Source organism: Streptomyces sp. NPDC087844 (assembly GCF_044742785.1).
Classification (GTDB): Bacteria; Actinomycetota; Actinomycetes; order Streptomycetales; family Streptomycetaceae; genus Streptomyces.
Window position 1 is genome coordinate 193862 of record NZ_JBIUVD010000016.1, and the last position, 16787, is coordinate 210648.

General features: G+C 71.5%; 15 protein-coding genes and 4 pseudogenes. 10 read left to right on the plus strand and 9 right to left on the minus strand.

Translation table 11 applies throughout. The features are described from left to right. The first annotated feature begins 1 nt into the window (after position 1). The 5 genes and pseudogenes from ACIOKD_RS28330 to ACIOKD_RS28350 all read left to right on the plus strand — a co-directional run. Entirely contained in the window at positions 2-1438 is a 1437-nt protein-coding gene (locus ACIOKD_RS28330; RefSeq protein WP_402089682.1) for a rhamnulokinase family protein, read from the plus strand. 198 nt (positions 1439-1636) lie between these two features. Continuing rightward, entirely contained in the window at positions 1637-2389 is a 753-nt protein-coding gene (locus ACIOKD_RS28335) for a (Fe-S)-binding protein (RefSeq protein ID WP_402089609.1), read from the plus strand. After that, positions 2386-3885, plus strand: a complete 1500-nt coding sequence (locus ACIOKD_RS28340) for a LutB/LldF family L-lactate oxidation iron-sulfur protein (protein ID WP_402089611.1) — start codon at positions 2386-2388, stop codon at positions 3883-3885. The genes ACIOKD_RS28335 and ACIOKD_RS28340 overlap by 4 nt, the downstream gene beginning before the upstream one ends. Next, positions 3882-4529 carry a lactate utilization protein C gene (locus ACIOKD_RS28345; RefSeq protein WP_402089612.1) on the plus strand — a complete coding sequence of 216 codons (648 nt, stop codon included), beginning with the start codon at positions 3882-3884 and terminating at the stop codon, positions 4527-4529. Before ACIOKD_RS28340 ends, ACIOKD_RS28345 begins: the two co-directional genes overlap by 4 nt. Positions 4530-4538: 9 nt before the next feature. Further along, positions 4539-5067: pseudogene (locus tag ACIOKD_RS28350) on the plus strand (ATP-binding cassette domain-containing protein); the annotation flags it as partial. On the opposite strand, the gene ACIOKD_RS28355 reads toward ACIOKD_RS28350, so the two are convergent. Continuing rightward, on the minus strand, positions 5034-5972 hold the full coding sequence (locus ACIOKD_RS28355; protein WP_402089614.1) for a hypothetical protein: 939 nt from the start codon (positions 5970-5972) through the stop codon (positions 5034-5036). The pseudogene ACIOKD_RS28350 and the gene ACIOKD_RS28355 overlap by 34 nt on opposite strands. A gap of 357 nt (positions 5973-6329) precedes the next feature. On the opposite strand from ACIOKD_RS28355, the gene ACIOKD_RS28360 reads away from it, so the two are divergent. Then, the gene (locus tag ACIOKD_RS28360) at positions 6330-7253 is read left to right on the plus strand and encodes a lytic polysaccharide monooxygenase (protein WP_402089616.1); all 924 of its coding nucleotides are present in this window, start codon (positions 6330-6332) and stop codon (positions 7251-7253) included. 119 nt (positions 7254-7372) lie between these two features. After that, positions 7373-8278, plus strand: coding sequence for a squalene/phytoene synthase family protein (locus ACIOKD_RS28365; protein WP_402089618.1), 906 nt, complete (start codon positions 7373-7375; stop codon positions 8276-8278). A 250-nt stretch (positions 8279-8528) separates the two neighbouring features. Here ACIOKD_RS28365 and ACIOKD_RS28370 read toward each other — a convergent pair whose 3' ends face one another. Both ACIOKD_RS28370 and ACIOKD_RS28375 read right to left on the minus strand, forming a co-directional pair. After that, on the minus strand, positions 8529-9266 hold the full coding sequence (locus tag ACIOKD_RS28370) for a dienelactone hydrolase family protein (RefSeq protein ID WP_402089620.1): 738 nt from the start codon (positions 9264-9266) through the stop codon (positions 8529-8531). 96 nt (positions 9267-9362) lie between these two features. After that, a complete protein-coding gene (locus tag ACIOKD_RS28375) occupies positions 9363-9992 on the minus strand; it encodes an aldo/keto reductase (protein ID WP_402089684.1) in 630 nt (209 codons plus the stop codon). Between ACIOKD_RS28375 and ACIOKD_RS28380 the strand changes: the two genes are divergently transcribed. Continuing rightward, on the plus strand, positions 9882-10256 hold the full coding sequence (locus ACIOKD_RS28380) for a cupin domain-containing protein (protein ID WP_402089621.1): 375 nt from the start codon (positions 9882-9884) through the stop codon (positions 10254-10256). The genes ACIOKD_RS28375 and ACIOKD_RS28380 overlap by 111 nt on opposite strands. Here ACIOKD_RS28380 and ACIOKD_RS28385 read toward each other — a convergent pair. From ACIOKD_RS28385 to ACIOKD_RS28395, 3 genes and pseudogenes are all read right to left on the minus strand, one after another. Then, positions 10198-10590, minus strand: coding sequence for a MerR family transcriptional regulator (locus ACIOKD_RS28385; protein ID WP_402089623.1), 393 nt, complete (start codon positions 10588-10590; stop codon positions 10198-10200). The two genes, ACIOKD_RS28380 and ACIOKD_RS28385, sit on opposite strands and share 59 nt — an antisense overlap. Positions 10591-10933: 343 nt before the next feature. After that, complete coding sequence (locus tag ACIOKD_RS28390) at positions 10934-13129, minus strand: 2Fe-2S iron-sulfur cluster-binding protein (RefSeq protein WP_402089624.1); 2196 nt, start codon at positions 13127-13129, stop codon at positions 10934-10936. A gap of 11 nt (positions 13130-13140) precedes the next feature. After that, positions 13141-13943, minus strand: a pseudogene (locus ACIOKD_RS28395) (siderophore-interacting protein). 110 nt (positions 13944-14053) lie between these two features. Between ACIOKD_RS28395 and ACIOKD_RS28400 the strand changes: the two are divergent. Then, the gene (locus tag ACIOKD_RS28400; RefSeq protein WP_402089626.1) at positions 14054-14680 is read left to right on the plus strand and encodes a TetR/AcrR family transcriptional regulator; all 627 of its coding nucleotides are present in this window, start codon (positions 14054-14056) and stop codon (positions 14678-14680) included. Positions 14681-14879: 199 nt separating this feature from the next. Here ACIOKD_RS28400 and ACIOKD_RS28405 read toward each other — a convergent pair. Both ACIOKD_RS28405 and ACIOKD_RS28410 read right to left on the minus strand, forming a co-directional pair. Next, positions 14880-15263, minus strand: a pseudogene (locus ACIOKD_RS28405) (GntR family transcriptional regulator); the annotation flags it as partial. Beyond that, positions 15256-16050 carry a hypothetical protein gene (locus ACIOKD_RS28410; protein WP_402089628.1) on the minus strand — a complete coding sequence of 265 codons (795 nt, stop codon included), beginning with the start codon at positions 16048-16050 and terminating at the stop codon, positions 15256-15258. The gene ACIOKD_RS28410 and the pseudogene ACIOKD_RS28405, both read right to left, overlap by 8 nt. 120 nt (positions 16051-16170) lie before the next feature. On the opposite strand from ACIOKD_RS28410, the pseudogene ACIOKD_RS28415 reads away from it, so the two are divergent. Next, a pseudogene (locus ACIOKD_RS28415) lies at positions 16171-16395 on the plus strand (IclR family transcriptional regulator C-terminal domain-containing protein); the annotation flags it as partial. On the opposite strand, the gene ACIOKD_RS28420 reads toward ACIOKD_RS28415, so the two are convergent. Next, positions 16312-16776, minus strand: coding sequence for a DoxX family protein (locus ACIOKD_RS28420; protein ID WP_402089630.1), 465 nt, complete (start codon positions 16774-16776; stop codon positions 16312-16314). The pseudogene ACIOKD_RS28415 and the gene ACIOKD_RS28420 overlap by 84 nt on opposite strands. Between the last annotated feature and the right edge of the window lie 11 nt (positions 16777-16787).

Consider the following 16787-nt stretch of genomic DNA (forward strand, 5'->3'; position numbering starts at 1 on the left):
TGTGAAGTCGTACGCCGCGGTCGACCTCGGCGCGTCCAGCGGACGCGTCATGGTCGGCCGCGTCGGCCCCGACTCGCTGGAGCTGACGGAGGCCCACCGCTTCCCGAACCGGCCGGTGCGTACGCCCGAGGGCCTGCGCTGGGACATCCTGTCCCTGTACGCGGGGGTGCTCGACGGGCTGCGCGCGGCCGGGCACGTCGACTCGGTCGGCATCGACAGCTGGGCCGTCGACTACGGCCTGCTGGACGCCGACGGGGCGTTGCTCGGCAATCCGGTGCACTACCGCGACACCCGCACCCAGGGCGTCGCGGAGAAGGTGTGGGCCACCGTGCCCGCCGCCGAGCTGTACGCGGCCACCGGACTCCAGTACGCCCCTTTCAACACGCTGTACCAGCTGGTGGCGGCGGGCTCCTCCGCTCAACTGGCTCATGCCGAGCGCCTGTTGCTCATCCCGGATCTGCTGACGTACTGGCTCACGGGCGAGGCCGGCACCGAGCTGACCAACGCCTCCACCACCCAGCTGATCGACCCGCGCACGGGTGACTGGTCGTACGACGTCGCGGCGCGCCTCGGTATCGACCTGGGCCTCTTCGCACCGCTGCGGCGGCCCGGGGACCCCGCCGGTCTGCTGCGGCCGGGCGTGCTGGAGGAGACCGGGCTGACGGGGCCGGTACCGGTGACGACGGTCGGCTCCCACGACACGGCCTCCGCGGTGGCGGCCGTCCCGGCGGTGGGCGAGCGGTTCGCGTACATCTGCACCGGCACCTGGTCGCTGGTGGGCCTGGAGCTGACGGCGCCCGTCCTCACCGAGGCGAGCCGCGCGGCGAACTTCACCAACGAGCTGGGGCTGGACGGCACGGTCCGCTACCTGCGGAACATCATGGGCCTGTGGCTCCTCCAGGAGTGCCTGCGGGAGTGGGGGAACCCCGACCTGGGCGAGCTGCTGTCCGCCGCGGCCGAGGTACCCGCGCTGCGGTCCGTCGTGGACGCGGGTGACGCAGCGTTCCTGGCCCCCGGCCGGATGCCGTCCCGGATCGCCGACGCCTGCCGGGAGTCGGGGCAGCCCGTGCCTGGGTCGCACGCCGAGATCACCCGGTGCATCCTCGACTCGCTCGCCCTCGCGCACCGCCGGGCGATCTTCCAGGCGCAGGAACTGGCCGACCACCCGGTCGACGTCGTCCACGTCGTCGGCGGCGGCGCCCGCAACGCCCTGCTGTGCCGCCTCACGGCCGACGCCTGCGGTCTCCCGGTCGTGGCGGGCCCGCCCGAGGCGGCGGCCCTGGGCAACGTCCTGGTGCAGGCCCGGACGAACGGCCAGGTGGGCGACCGGGCCGAGATGCGCGCGCTGCTGGCCCGTACCCAGCGACTGACCCGCTACGAGCCTCAGGGCACCACGGCGGCATGGCAAGCGGCGGAGGCCCGACTCACCGGCCGATGACATGAGGTCCCACCCCAGCACCGGTGTACCCCGTCAGGGGCGCGGGGCTGTACCGATGTGCGGCTCCGCCGCGGGGCCCGGCCGGCCACGACGGACCGGCATTCGCACCGAAAAACGCACGGTCGGCACACGTCATTACGGCGAAGCTCAGCCGCGCGTAACGTATACCCATCCGATGAATGATCTATAGGAGCCGCGATGCGTGTCGCCCTGTTCCTGACCTGTGTCAACGACACGCTCTATCCGGACACAGGCCGAGCCGTCGTGAAGCTGCTGACCAGGCTGGGCGTCGACGTCGACTTCCCGATGGCGCAGACCTGCTGCGGGCAGGCGCACTACAACACCGGATACCGCCACGAGGCCGAACCACTGGCCCGGCACTTCTCCGATGTGTTCGGTGAGTACGACGCGATCGTGACCCCTTCCGGCTCGTGCGGCGCGATGGTGCGTGAGCTGTACCCCCGGATGGGCGAACGGGCCCGCTCGGAGGGCCGCGGCGACGGCCTCGCCACCGCCCTCGCGCCGGTCGTACCGAAGACGTACGAGCTCACCGAGTTCCTGGTGGACGTGCTCAAGGTGACCGACGTGGGCGCGTACTACCCGCAGACCGTGACGTACCACCCCACCTGCCACGGAATGCGCAGTCTCGGTCTGGGCGACCGGCCGCGCCGACTGCTCCAGTCCGTCAGGGGACTTGAGCTGAAGGAACTGCCTGGCGCCGACGAGTGCTGCGGCTTCGGCGGCACCTTCGCTCTCAAGAACTCCGACGTCTCGGCGGCGATGGGGGCCGACAAGGTCCGCAACGCCGAGTCGACGGGCGCCGACGTGCTGTGCGCCGCCGACAACTCCTGCCTCATGCACATCGGCGGCACCATGACCCGGCTCAGGACGGGCATGCGCCCGGTGCACATCGCGGAGATCCTGGCGAGCACGGAAGAGGAACTGGCATGAGCGGTGGCACATTCGTCGGTATGCCGGCCTTCCCGAAGGCCGCGCACGAGGCCGTCCACAACCAGACCCTGCGCGGCAACCTGCGCCACGCGACGCACACCATCCGCGCCAAGCGCGAGAAGGCGGTCGCGGAACTCTCCGACTGGGCCGAGCTGCGCGAGGCCGGCAAGCAGATCAAGGACCACACGCTCCGCCATCTCGACACGTATCTGGTGCAGTTGGAGGAGTCGGTCACGGCGGCGGGCGGCACCGTGCACTGGGCCGCCGACGCGGACGAGGCCAACCGGATCGTGACGTACCTGGTCAAGGCGACCGGTGAGAGCGAGGTCGTCAAGGTCAAGTCGATGGCCACGCAGGAGATCGGGCTGAACGAAGCGCTCGAAGCCGAGGGCATCAACGCCTACGAGACCGATCTCGCCGAGCTGATCGTGCAGTTGGGCAAGGACCGGCCCTCGCACATCCTCGTCCCGGCCATCCACCGCAACCGCGGTGAGATCCGGGAGATCTTCGCGCGTGAGATGGGCGAGTGGGGCCGCCCGGCGCCCGAGGGCCTGACCGACACGCCCGCCGAACTGGCCGACGCGGCGCGTCTGCACCTGCGCGAGAAGTTCCTGCGTGCCAAGGTCGGTGTCTCCGGCGCCAACTTCATGGTCGCCGAGACCGGCACCCTGGTCGTGGTGGAGTCCGAGGGCAACGGCCGGATGTGCCTGACCCTGCCCGAGACGCTGATCTCGGTCGTCGGCATCGAGAAGATCGTGCCGACCTGGCAGGACCTGGAGGTCTTCCTCCAGACCCTCCCCCGCTCCTCGACGGCCGAGCGCATGAACCCGTACACCTCGACCTGGACGGGCACCACGGAGGGGGACGGGCCGCAGACCTTCCATCTGGTCCTCATCGACAACGGGCGCACCGACACGCTGGCCGACGAGGTGGGCCGGCAGGCCCTGCGCTGCATCCGCTGCTCGGCGTGTCTCAACGTCTGCCCGGTCTACGAGCGGGCGGGCGGCCACGCGTACGGCTCGGTCTACCCGGGCCCCATCGGCGCGATCCTCAGCCCCCAACTGCGGGGCACCGAGAGCGAGATCGACGCCTCACTGCCGTACGCGTCCTCGCTGTGCGGCGCCTGCTACGACGTGTGCCCGGTGGCGATCGACATCCCGGAGGTGCTGGTGCATCTGCGGGAACGGGTCGTGCAGGGCGGCGCCGTGACCCGCGAGGGCACCAAGGTCGTCCTCAAGCCCGCGAAGGGGCATGCCGCCGAGCGTGCCGCGATGCGTGCCGCCCGGTGGGCGTTCAGCCATCCGGGCGCGCTGCGCACCGGCCAGCGGATGGCCTCCCGGACCCGCCGCTTCCACCCGCGGACGCTGCCAGGACCCGGCAAGGCGTGGAGCGAGACCCGGTCACTGCCGGCGGTTCCGGCGGAGCCCTTCCGCGACTGGTGGCAGCGGACCCGGGGCGGACAGGCGACGCGCGGCGGAAAGGACACCTCGAAGTGAGCAGCAGGGATCTGATCCTGGCCCGGGTGCGGCGCGCGCTGGCCGATGTGCCACAGGACGACACGCCGTACGACCAGGCCTTCGCGCGCCCGTATCTGCGCGAGCACGGGCACCGGAGTGTCGAGGAGACGGTGGATCTGCTGGCGGAGAACCTCGCGGACTACCGGGCACTCGTGCACCGCTGCACGGCCGGCGAGCTGGCGGCGACGATCGCCCGGCTGCTGGCCGAGCGGGGTTCGGCGGCGGTCTCCGTACCGACGGGCCTTGACCCCCGGTGGCTGGCGGCCACCGAGGTCACCCAGGTGCCCGACTCCGCCATGGACACCCCGGACGAACTGGACCGTGTCGACAGCGTGGTCACGGCGTGCGCCGTCGCCATCGCCGAGACCGGCACCATCGTGCTGGACGGGAGCCCGGATCAGGGCCGCCGCCGGACCACCCTGGTCCCGGACCACCACATCTGCGTCGTACGCGTCCCCGATCAGGTCGTGTCCTCCGTGCCCCAGGGCCTGGAGCGCGTCGACCCGGCCCGCCCGCTGACCTGGATCTCGGGTCCGTCCGCGACCAGTGACATCGAACTCGACCGGGTCGAGGGGGTGCACGGTCCCCGCACCCTTGAGGTCGTGCTGGTGAGCGGAGAGTGACGGACGCGGGAGGTGTCCGAGGGCGAACCGGTCAGGCTCGTGGGCCCGTCCGGCTGCGGCGGGACGACGACCACGATGATGGTCGACCGGCTCATCGAACCGACCCGGGCCGGATCCTCGTCGGCGGCGAGGACATCGCGACGGCCGACCCGGTGGTGCGCAAGACGGTGCTGCTGGGCACGCACGACGTCGAGGAGGCCGTCCGGCTCGGCGACCGCGTCGCCGTGTACGGGCAGGGCCGCATCGAGCAGTACGACACGCCCGCGGCGGTGCTGGACAGCCCGGCTGCACGCGGAGGGCGCGCGCTGGGCGGTCGTCCTGGACGCGGACGGTGAACTTTTACGGCTGGGTGGGTGGCGAGGAGCCGGCCGAGGGCGGCACGGTGGCCGCCCTCGTCCACCGCATGACGTCCTGGGGCACGGTGGGCGCCCCGCTCAAGCCGGCCTTCGGCGTGATGCTCCAGCACGACGCCGGGTGGGTGGCCGTGCTCGACGGGGCGCGCGGTCAGGTGGACTTCGAGTCGGTGGCGGACGCCTGAGACCTGTCCCTCCCGCCGCTGTCCGCACCGTCCCTGGTGCCCGCGCCGTCCCTGCTGTCCGCGCCGTAGGAACGGGACGAGCGGTTCAGCAGTCCGAAGGTCCATCGTTCGTTGAAGCCCGACAGGAAGCCGATGGCGCACCAGAACACCCAGAACGAGGTGCTCGCCGCCTCCTGGCCACCGCAGATGTCGCCCGTGGCGACCGGTACGTCGATCACCTGGGCGAACTCGGCGCTCAGCAACAGGAACACGGCGATACCGAGGACCCAGCCGATGACCACGCGATAGACGCCCTCGTACCGCATGCTCCGCGACATCTGGCCCGGCACGACGGCCGCGCTGTGTCCGTTGGCCTTGCGACGGGTCAGTTCGTCCCCGCTGTTGCGCAGCCGCGCCAGCACGCTGAACACCGCGCCGAACGCCCCGGCACCGCCGCTCAGGAAGACACCCAGGAGCGTCCAGCGGTCGCTGCAGTTCAGGGTGATTCCCAGGTCCCCGAGCCACCCCCACGCGCCCGCCATCAGCGGCAGGCTGAGCAGCACGAGACTGAGCAGCAGCCCGCTGGAGAGCCCGACGTTGAGCCCGCGGCTGACAGCCACCGCTCTGTCCTGGCGGACCCTGGCCCTGATGCCGGCGATCTCCTTGTCCAGGTAGTCCTCAAGGCTGGAGCTGCGCTGCGTCTCGTCGAGTTGCGGAGAGGCGAGCGCGCTGCGCAGCGTGTACTCCACGGTGGCCATCAGCGAGACCCTGGTCTCCCTCTCGAAGGCCCGCTGGGAAACCCCGTACAGCCGCTGCAGTTCCAGCTGCTGCTTCGGGAACGACCTGCCCAGCTTCTGGTAGCCGTCGCAGGGCACGGAATCCACCTCGCTCAGCAGCCTGGGCTTTTCGAGCGTGGCCGCTCCCACCACCGTTTCGCATAACTTTCCCCGCCTCGTCGGGCGGTGTCCCCCGTTTTCCATGTAAGACGTCTACCGACGCGGAGGTCGTGGCGGAAGCCGTTCCGTCGCACCAGTACGGCCACAGTCGTCACGGCCTTGCTACGGGAGCGATCCGTTCTCCCGCAGATACGTCCGGGCCACGTCCTCGGGCAGTCGGCGCCAGCTGTCCACCTGCTGGTTCATGGACGCCAGGTCCCGTGTACCGGAGGGGGGCCGACGGGAGGGCATTGCCCGTGGGCGGCGAGTTGAACGCCCCTTGCGCCGCCCCCGTACTTCAGGGACAGCGGGCTTCCCCTGTCCGCCGTCCCAGGAGGAATCCCGCCCATGACGACCGCACCCCGCACCGCCGCCCTCGTCGTCCTCGCCGGGACGGCCCCGCTTCTGCTCGCGGTGGGGGCCGCCGGGCCCGCCGCCGCGCACGGAGCGCCGACGGATCCGGTCAGCCGGGTGGTGGCCTGCTCCCCCGAGGGCGGGCAGCAGGCCCGGTCGGCGGCCTGCCGGGCCGCCGCCGCCTCCGGTGTCGCCGTCTTCGACAACCTGCGGCTGGCGGGAGTCGACGGCCGGGACCGGCAGGTCGTCCCCGACGGCAAGCTGTGCAGCGCGGGCCTCGCCGCCTACCGGGGCCTGGATCTGGCCCGCGCCGACTGGCCCTCGACCCGGCTCACCGCCGGAGCGGGCATGACGCTCACCTACAAGTCGACGATCCCGCACACAGGAACGTTCAAGCTGTTCCTGACGAAGGACGGCTACGACCCGACGAAGCCGCTCAAGTGGTCCGACCTGCCGAGCCGGCCCTTCGCGACGGCCACCGACCCGGCGCTGGTGAACGGCGCCTACCGGATCAAGGCCGAGCTGCCGTCCGACCGCACCGGACGCCACCTGCTGTACACGATCTGGCAGAACACGAGTACGCCGGACACGTACTACTCGTGCTCGGACGTGGTCTTCCCCGCCGCGAAGAAGGCCGCCGGGTCCGCCGGGTCCGCGACGCGCGAGCCCGTGGCGTCGCCGACGAAGTCCGCGGCGGCAAAGACCAGCGCCGCTCCCTCCCCCTCGAAGTCCCCGACCGACGTGACCAGCGCTCCCCCGCAGCCGTCGGAGACGGTGACCAGCGATCCCGGCGAGGCGGTCTCCTCCGCCACTTCCGACGAGGACGACCGGGCCCCGGCCCTGCCCCTCGTCGCGGGCGGCGCGGCGGGGCTCCTCATCACGGCGGGCGCCGCGTACACCCTGCGCAGGCGCCGCTGACGCACGGACCTGCCGTCCGGACCCGCCGCCCGCCGGACCTGCCGTCCGCCGAAGATCACGTGACTGATAGCCTGCGTCGCTTCGGTGGTTGCAGACCGGCAGTTTCAGGAGAGCGGAACGTGCGGACCTGGCGGAAGAGTCTCGAAGCGGCCGGGGTGAGCCACGGCACGCTGCGTGACGACTACATGAAGGCCGCGCGGTTCATGCGGCGGCGGGAGCCGGCCGGCTACCTGGCGGTGCGCCTGATGGTGCCCGCGGACCATCAGCCCCACGTCCTCGCCGGATACGCGTTCGCCTCCTACACCGACGACGTCTGCGACCGGGGCACGGTCGGGGAACGCACCCGGCGTTACGACGCGTGGGACGCGCAGGTGCGTACGGCGCTGGGCTCGGGAACCGCCGAGCACCCGCTGCTGCGCGCCTTCCTGCACACCGCGGCCTCTCGTGAGCTGCCGCGCCGGTGGGTCGACTCGTATCTGGACGGCGCGCGGATCGACCTCGACTTCCCCGGTTTCGCCACCGAGGCCGACTACCAGCGGTACGTGGAACAGCTCACCTGGCCGTTCCTGATGATCACCTCGGGTCTGGCCCATCAGGGCGGCGGCAGCGCCGAGTTCGCCGCCGCCTGCCGGCTGTTCGCCGACGCGGCCCAGCGGACGGACATCCTGACCGACCTGCACGAGGATCTGCGCGAGGGGCGCCTGTACCTGCCCGTCAGCGATCTCGACCGGTACGACATCACCCGCGAGGATCTGGAGCGGGGCCGCGACCTGCCCGGAGTACGCGCGCTGGTCGCGGCCACCGCCCGCACCGCGCGCAGCACGCTCCGGGAGGCCGGCGTACTGCTCGACCACTGCTCGGACGAACACCGGCGGCTGATGCGCTTCATCCTGGACCTGCACCACCAGCGCCTGGAATCGGTGGCGACCCGCGGCGCCACGGTCACCCGCCGCCCCGTACGCGACCGCCCGGTGGCATGCCTGCGCCTGCTGGCCCGCCGCCCCGAACCCGTCGGCGCTCTCTAGCGGCGCGACCACCCACGACGGACCCGCGGCCGCGCACGCCCGGACCGGGCAGCGCCGGGCCGTGCCCGGTCCGGCTTGATGTCGGCGCGCCGCAAGGAGCAGCACTGCCCGGCTCACCCACCGCGCCCTTCACTTGATCGCGGCGGGGCGACGCCGCTCGTCGAGAAAGGCCGGAGCCTGCCTCGACCAGCGGCGTCGCGGCCGGTGCCGCCTACCACCTACCGCTTGCCGGCGGCCGGACAGCCCGGCCTCACTTCAGGTGCCGCCCGAAGAACCGGCCCCCGTCCTCCACCTCGAACCACGGGGTGCCGGTGTGCCCGCCCATGTTGGCGTGCAGCGTCTTCTCCTTGCTGCCGAAGGCTTCGAACAGGTCCAGGGCCCGCTGCCGGGGGTTCCCTTCGTCGTCCCACTGCAGCAGGAGCAGCAGCGGAACGGTGACCTGCCGGGCCTCCTCGCGCTGGGCGTGGGGCACGTATCCCCCGGCGAAGAAGCCGGCGACTGCGATACGCGGTTCGGTCACCACCAGCCGGATGCCGAGGGCGGTCCACCCCGAGTACCCGACCGGGCCGCCGATCCCGGGCAGCGAAAGGAGGGCGTCCAGGGTGGTCCGCCATTCCGGGGCCGCCTTCTCGACCAGTGGGCCGACAACGGACTCGAAGATCTCGTCGACCGGCTCGCCGGCCCGCATGGCCCGGCGGAGGTCGGCGCGGACCTGTTCGTCGGCGGCGGAACGGGGCCGGTCGCCGCACCCGGCGGCGTCGATGGAGGCCACCGCGTAGCCGTGCGCCGCGGAGTGCCGGGCCCGGGCCACCAACCGGGCATCCCTCTTGGGCAGGCCGTTGTTGTGGGCCATCAGGATCAGCGGGGCCGGTGCGGCGGATTCAGGCGTCCAGAGGGTGCCGGGGATCTCGCCGAGGGTGAATTCGCGTTCGAGGACGCCGTCGTCAAGGCGGCGCTCGGAAGTGAAGTGCGTGCTCGTGTCGCGCATTGGTCGGGCCTTTCGGGAGTGCTGCTGAACGGCGCTCCCGGACGACCTATCGCCCGACCGTGACCCCGGAGGAGAGCACCCATGTCGACAGTGATGTCACGGGTACCACCTCCTCGTTCTCTCGCACGGCCTCCGGAAAAGTAGCAGTGGCCGCCGTGGCCCGCCAACGGGTTTTTCGCGGAACCCGTTGGCGGATGCCGTCTCACTCCAGGCGTTCGACGCGACGGGGACCGGAGACCGGAGACCGGGGCGATCCAGAGGGCTGGGCGAGCGGCCAGGCCAACGCGAGCCGGCCCGGCGTGGCGCCGCGGGCGCGGGCGCGGGCGCGGGCGCGGGCGCGGGCGCGGGCGCGGGCGCGGGCGCGGGCGAGCGCGGTGACGTGGTCGACGTGTGCCTGGTTGGCGGCAAGGTTGTCTGGTCGAACCGCGGGATGGTGGTGCGGATGTCGCCCTCGGTGAACGCTGTCGTGGTGTCCGCGGTGCCGGTGCGGAAGCCCTTGCCGAGCAGGCTGAACGGCACGCGTCCGACGACGCCGAGTTCGGCGAGCGCGGGCAGCACCTCGGGCTCGGGGTCGCGGGTCCACAGGCAGTACTCGCTCTGGACGGCGGTCACGGGATGGACGGCGTCCGCCCGGCGGACCGTCACCGCGCCCGCCTCGGACAGACCGAAGTGGCGTATCTTGCCCGCCTGTACGAGTTCCGCGACCGCCCCGGCGACCTCCTCGATCGGGGTGTCCGGGTCGACCCGGTGCTGGTGCGGTTCACCCCCGGCGCGCGTACCAACTGGCACTCCCACGCCAGGGGACAGGTCCTGCACGTCACCGACGGCGTCGGTCTGGTCGGCACCCGCGACGGGCGCGTCGTGCGCACCAGCGCCGGCGAGACGGTCAAGTGGCCGGCCAGCGAGGAGCACCGGCCGCTGACGGCCCGCTTCACCGTGGCCGAGGCGTGCGGTGCCCTCGGCCCGGGGGTGCGGCGGCGGTGTCGATGATGGCGTCCAGCAGGGAGCGGGATCGCCGCAAATCCTCGATCACGCGGTCGATGCGGGCCCGCTCCGCCGTCAGCTCGCTCACCAAAAACTCGTCCGCCGTCTCCGCCGGTCCGCCGTCACTGTCGCTCATACAGGGCAGCAGTCTCACGATCTTCGAGCTGCACAGGCCGGCCGCGTAGAGCTCCTGGATCCGCCGCACCCGGGCCACCGCCGGCTCCGTGTAGTCCCGGTGCCCGCCCGGTGTCCGCTCCGCGGTCAGCAGGCCCTCCTGCTCGTAGTACCGCAGCGACCGTTCACTGACGCCCGTGCGCCGAGCCAACTCACCGATTCGCATGACGCAGATCACATCATTTCCGCTTGCTTCTTACACCGACGTCAAGTTCTACGGTACCCACATGACGCACGAGACGACGACCTCCCCCTCCTGGCCCCGGCCCGCCTCGGTACCCACGAGCCGGCGAACCGCTTGCGGCGCGGTTGAGGGTCCACCGCCGACCGGCGCCAGGCCACCGAGGCCGTGCGGACCGCCGACGACATCCGCCGGACCATCCACGACTTCGCCGATCCCGGCCGGCGCTCTTCGCCCGGCTGCGCGAGGCCTGGACCGGCACCCTGATCGCCGACCCGGCCCTGCCGCCGGACCGGATCCCCGCACGTGGTGGTGCCGCCTCCGGCCCTCAAGATTCCTCGGGGGCCGCCGGATCGGTGATGTCGAGCGTCACCTTCGAGAGGGGACAACCGACGCATGTCAGCACGTACCCCTCGGCCTTCTGCTCCGGTGTGAGGCAGGTGCGCTCGGGCTGCGTGACCTCTCCGCCGCCGAGCCGCGCCATGCACTCGCCGCAGTTGCCGACCGTGCAGGAGTACGGCATACGCAGTCCCGCGGCGAGACCGGCGTCGAGCAGCGTCTGGCCGGGCTCGACCACGGTGGCTCCGACGAGGCTCCCCTCCTTCTCGACTCTCATCTCCTGGGGTGCCGCGGCGGTGGGAGCGGCCACGCCACCGCTGAAGCGTTCCTGGTGCATGCGTTCGTCCGGCACGCCGAACTGCCGCAGGACGTCCTGAACGGTGTCCATCAGCGCTTCGGGGCCGCAGACATAGTGGTGTGCGCCGTCGGACAGGGACAGGCCGGTCACCCATCGGCGGACGCCCTCGGTGTCGAGCCGGCCGTCGCGGCGGGTGAGGACGTGGGTGACGGCCAGCCGGTCCGGACACTCCGCCTCCATTCGGGTCAACTCGTCGCCGAAAATGATGTCTTCGGGACTCCGGCTGCTGTAGAGCAGATGGATCCTGCCGGCCGCCGCAGGATCGGAGAGGCGCGTTCGGATCATGCTCATCATGGGGGTGATGCCGCTGCCCGCCGCGATGAGCACCAGCTCGTCGGGGGCCTGCGCCGGGGCGTGGAAGGTGCCGGAGGGGCCGCGTACCGCGAGGCGGTCCCCGGGACGCAGGCCGCGGTGGGCGTGCGTCGAGAAGCGTCCGCCCTCCACGTGCTTGACGGTGAGTTCCAGTTGTGTCGCGCCGGGGACCGAGGAGGCCGAGTAGGCACGCCGTACCGGGTGGCCCTCCAAGTCCGTGACCAGCGTGAAGAACTGTCCCGGACGGAAGTCGAATCGCTCGGCCCGACCGGGCGCGTCCTCAAGGACCAGGGTTCGGGCGGTGGGTGTCTCCCGGCGTATCTCGCGGACACGCACAGGCCGCAACGGGCCCTGCACCGCGCCGACTTGGGGGGCATCCTGTGAGGCGTCGCCGCGGTGTGCGGCAGCGGGGGCGCGAACGCCGTCGTAACCCTCTTTGCGCAGTCCGGAGACGTAGGCGCGGTCGGCGACCTTTCGCAGGAGCCGGCTCACCCCGGGAAGGGAGGTGACGAGCTTGATCAGCCATGCCGATCTGCTCCCGGACTCCGCCGAGTTGGCGGCCAGGTGGGCACCGCCCAGGGCCATCATGTCGGGTACGCGGCCCTGACCGGCCCGTCCGTCGGGCGTCCACAGCCTCGCACCGGACACCGCGTCGTTGCCGCTCACCTCGGCGTACTCCACGTCGATGACGAGTGCGAGATGCGGGGGCACCCCGCGCAGAGCCATCATCCGCAGCAGGGCGGCGTCGTCGGTGATGGCGCCTCGCCCGTGGACGTGCAGCACGCCGCTGCGGCCGGGGACGAGCGCGGCGAGCGACAACCGGTCGTCCCGCAGGAGGTTGTACAGGGTGTCCGCGCGCTTGTTCCCCCTGCGGTCCGCGAGGACCAGGGTACGGCCGTCCAGGATGCGGGCGACCGCCTGCCGATCCCCGCGCGGGCTGGTGTCACCGCCGTTGTCCGTGTCCCAGGTGGACAGGGCCAGAAAGGGTGAGGCGGCCAGGAAGTCGCTCACGCCGGGGCCGGTCAGCGGGCCCTCGCCCGGTACCGGTTCTGCTGCCCGGAACGGGGCGGGCGGCTCCCACAGGCCGGACCGGATGACGGCCTGCGCGCAGTGTACGTACGCCTCGGTGATGTCCACGGCTGTCTCCCCGCCCTTGAGGGCGGACGCGGTGCCGTTGACGCGCAGCACCTCGCCCACACCGGGCAGCAGGAAGAACAGCGAGACCGGACCGTGCGCGACGGCCGGCCCGGGAACGCGGAAGGAGAACCGCTTCGGGGAGTGGACGCGCGCGAACCCGGGCGCCCCACCGACGAAGGTGGTCCGGGCGGTGCCGTCGGCGTCCCGGTGACCGAGGGCCGCGACCGGGCTGTGGGCCAGGACGTCACGGCAGCCCGCGTCGAGGACGCCGATCTGCTTGCGCATGACGATCGCGGCCGGACGGCCGACGACCGCCTCGACCTCGGCCGCGGACGAGAGCCGGCGCACGGAGTCCGGCCGGAGGGTGTGCTGCTGCATGGGAGTCCTTTTCAGCCGGGGGTGGACCGGCCCGGTCGCCAGTAGCCATGGAAGAAGATGTCCCGCTTGGGTACGCCGCGGTCGTCGACCAGGTGCCGCCGGACGCCGGTGGCCGGCCGGGACTCGCCGGCCACCCACGCGTAGAGGGGGCCTTCGGGCAGTTCGGCGTCGCGGATCGCCTCAAGCGCGCGGACGCCGGGCCGCAGTCTCCGGTCGTCGCGGCTGAGCCAGTGGAAGCGCACACCGGCCCGCGCGGGAACGGGCCGGACGTCGGCTTCGGTCGCCACTTCCACGAAGACTTCGGTGGGCACCGGGTCCGGGTCGCCCTGCAGGATCGACAGGATGGCCGGCAGCGCGCTGTCGTCACCCACCAGCAGCCGCCCCCGGCATGTGCGGGCGGCCGGTACCTGGTCCCCAGGTCGTAGATCCCGGCCGGGTCGCCCGGCCCGACCCGGCGCACCCACGAGCTCATGGGCGAGTCGCCGTGCAGGGCGAACTCGATGTCGATCTCCTGCTCCGCGGGCCGCAGCCGCCGGACGGTCAGGTTGCGCACCCACGGGCGGGCCGCTCTGGGCATGAGCATCACCTGGACCATCCACGCCGCCTCGTTCGAGGCGGTCGGCATCCTCAGTTCGCTCTGCCCCTCCCTGGTGAAGAAGAGACGGACGGCCTGGTCGCCGCCTCCAGGGACGAGGTCCCGCACGTCGGGGCCGCCGAGGGTGACGCAGGCGAAGCCGGGTGTGAGCAGCTCGCGCCGCCGCACTTCCCATGTGATCGCCGTGCGTTCGCGAGGAATGCCCACCTGGGGGATCACGGAAGCGCTCCGATTACTTCGCTTCGCTTGTTTGCGCAGGTCATGGCATCATTCTGAGTAAAAGCTCAACTTTTGGCTACTCGCTTTCCACCGCCCGGAAGGATCACTGGATGCCCTCCGACGAACGCCGTCTCGCCCCACGTCGTACGCCTCGGCAGGTGCGCGCCGAACTTACGCGTGAGCGCATCCTCAGCGCCGCTGCTCACGTTTTCGCCGAGTACGGCTACGCCGCCGGCACCACCAACCGCATCGCCGAGCACGCCCGCGTGTCCATCGGCTCGCTTTACCAGTACTTCCCGAACAAGGACGCCATCCTCGCCAAGCTGCTGGTCCGTCACATCGACCGCGGTGGCTGGACGGGAGCCGAAGAGCTGGACCTGACCCCCGGCAGCCTGAAGGAGACGGTGCTGGCCCTCGTCCGCGACGCGATCGACCACCATCGCGACGACCCGCAACTCCTGCGGATGATGATCGAAGAAGCGCCGGTCTCCAGCGAACTGATCGAAGCGATGGACCGGCACGGCAAGGCACGGGTGGAGCAGATACGCGACGTACTCGCCCGGCATCCGGACGTACGGGTGGAGGATCTCGACATGGCCGCGGAACTCGTCGTGGGAACGGTGGAGATGAACACCCACAAGCTCATGGCGAGCCCACACCCCCTCCAGATCGAACGGCTGGAGAAGGAGCTGACCGCCATGATCACTCGATATCTGCGCGGCAGCGGTGATCGGTAGCTGCTGGGGCGGGTGCGGCGGTCACACCGCCACCGCACGCCTCCGGCTACGGCGTGCCCTGCAGCGCGAGGCGGCCCCTACGACGTGCCGCGCGCCGCCCTCTTCACCGTGCCGCTCCCCGGGGCAGCCGCTGAACCGCCGGTGTGACACCCGCCGTTCTGTGGCCGGGCGTTCCGCTTCCGGGTGCGGGTGGAGAGGAAGGAGATCCGGGCTCCAGGGCGTCACGGACGGCGGTCAGGATGTCCTCGCTCTCGGCGCCGAGCGCACGGGCGGCCGAGGTGAAGTCCCGCGCCAGCGTGGTGAGTCGGCCGGCATCGTGCGCGGGTGCGTCCGGCGGCAGCGGTGCGACCCTGGTGCCCGCGCCACGGCGGGTGCGGATCAGCTCGCCGGCCTCCAGTTCACGGTAGGCGCGGGCCACCGTGCCCGGCGCCAGCCCGAGGTCGGTGGCGAGTTGGCGCACGGTCGGCAGCCGCTCCCCCTCGGCCAGCCGGCCGGTGCGGATCAGCGCGGCCAACTGGGCGCGGATCTGCTCGTACGGCGGTACCTGGCCAGTGGTGTCGACGCGGACGACGGGGTCACTCATCGCCGGGAGTCCCCTCGTAGGCTGCCTCGTCGTCGACCGCCCTGGGCGCCACCACGGTGGCCAGGGACCATCCGAAGCAGAACATGCCCAGCAGGCCCAGGGGGCAGATCGCCACGATGGTGGCAGCACCCAGCGGGCCGGCGCAGGCCTTGTCCGTGAGCGCGACGAAGAGCATCAGCACGACGAGCAGCACCTGGCTGGACACCAGCAGCCCCCAGGCTCCGGTGATGGCCCACGCACGGTCGCGGCGCTGCTGTTCGTCGGCCGTGCCGTCGGCGATGCGGCGCAGGGCCCAGACGCAGACCGGGGTCGCCACCGCGAGCGCGGCGAACATCGGGCCGCTGTAGTACAGGCCGGGCCAGGGGCCGAGCGAGGTGCGTATCCCTTCGCAGGTGACGTTGATGACGCTCCCCGCTCTGTCGGGCCGGTCGACGACGGAGGATGCGGTGACCGCGCCGATCAGCAACAGGACCACGAGGAACGCCGCCTGCAGAAGAAGCAGGGGCGCCATCCGCGGCGGCACCTGGTCCCGGATCAGGCGCGGGGCGAGGCTCGCGGTGCGCACCGCCTCCTGCGGCGGCAGGGTGAGGGCGTCACCGAGCAGCACACCGCCCACCGCGCACAGTCCGAAAGCGGTGATGGCGAACACCAGGGGCAGCGCGATGTCACCGCTGTTCATCATGATCAGATGCTGTGCGGCCACGATCCCGATGGCCAGACCGGACCAACGGGCGTAGTGGTCGGCATGGTCGAGGATCCGGGACTGCAGCGGGACGGTGTCGAGCATCTGGAGATCCCCCGAATTATCTTGTACCAAGCGATGGGTACAAGATGGCTTCTGTCGGAGCGTTGTGTCAAACGCTTGATACAAAAGGGGACTTGAGTATCCGCAACTCTCGACCAACTTCTCCCCGAGCTGCGGGCGGTCCGGGAGCGCGGTTACGCGATCAACGACGGCGAGGGTGAGCCGGAAGTCCGCTCAGTGGCCGCCGCGGTACGGGATGGGCACGGCCACACCCGCGCCTCCATCGCAGTGACAGCGCCCAGTTCACGCGCCGACACAGGATGGACCGAGAGGGTCGCGCCGACGCTGACACGCATCGCAAAGGAACTTGGTGAGCAGGTGGGCTGACCTACGACATCTCGCCACCCACCTGGCGCTCGCACGGCCACCGACGCGACGCGCACAGTACCAAGGGGCGACAGACAGGGCCGTCAAGACGATGACGCCGTTCATCGGCCGGTCGACACTCCGGGACTCAAGGTGGAAGGCGAGCGCCGCGACAAGATGAGCGACGCTACTCGCAGCCGCCGCGACCCCGATCGACCACCAGAAGAGCCCGGCGAGTAGCCCGATGCCGCCGACCACAGTGCACACGCCCAGCATCCACATCCGATCAGCCGGGAAACCGGCCACCCAACGGCCTGAACAGGGTCGATCCCTCGATCCGCTCCAGGATCGAGGATCGGCCGGGTGCACGGTGGGAGACCTGCCAAGGGTGGAGAGGCGCACACCCCTGGCAG

Excerpts from the sequence above, each read along its gene's own strand:
- ACIOKD_RS28370 (WP_402089620.1), bottom strand. The coding sequence starts at position 9,266 with ATGCGCGACACGAGCACGCACTTCACTTCCGAGCGCCGCCTTGACGAC.
- ACIOKD_RS28380 (WP_402089621.1), top strand. The coding sequence starts at position 9,882 with ATGGACGGCGTCCGCCCGGCGGACCGTCACCGCGCCCGCCTCGGACAG.
- ACIOKD_RS28360 (WP_402089616.1), top strand. The coding sequence starts at position 6,330 with ATGACGACCGCACCCCGCACCGCCGCCCTCGTCGTCCTCGCCGGGACG.
- ACIOKD_RS28335 (WP_402089609.1), top strand. The coding sequence starts at position 1,637 with ATGCGTGTCGCCCTGTTCCTGACCTGTGTCAACGACACGCTCTATCCG.
- ACIOKD_RS28385 (WP_402089623.1), bottom strand. The coding sequence starts at position 10,590 with ATGCGAATCGGTGAGTTGGCTCGGCGCACGGGCGTCAGTGAACGGTCG.
- ACIOKD_RS28390 (WP_402089624.1), bottom strand. The coding sequence starts at position 13,129 with ATGCAGCAGCACACCCTCCGGCCGGACTCCGTGCGCCGGCTCTCGTCC.
- ACIOKD_RS28340 (WP_402089611.1), top strand. The coding sequence starts at position 2,386 with ATGAGCGGTGGCACATTCGTCGGTATGCCGGCCTTCCCGAAGGCCGCG.
- ACIOKD_RS28410 (WP_402089628.1), bottom strand. The coding sequence starts at position 16,050 with ATGCTCGACACCGTCCCGCTGCAGTCCCGGATCCTCGACCATGCCGAC.
- ACIOKD_RS28400 (WP_402089626.1), top strand. The coding sequence starts at position 14,054 with ATGCCCTCCGACGAACGCCGTCTCGCCCCACGTCGTACGCCTCGGCAG.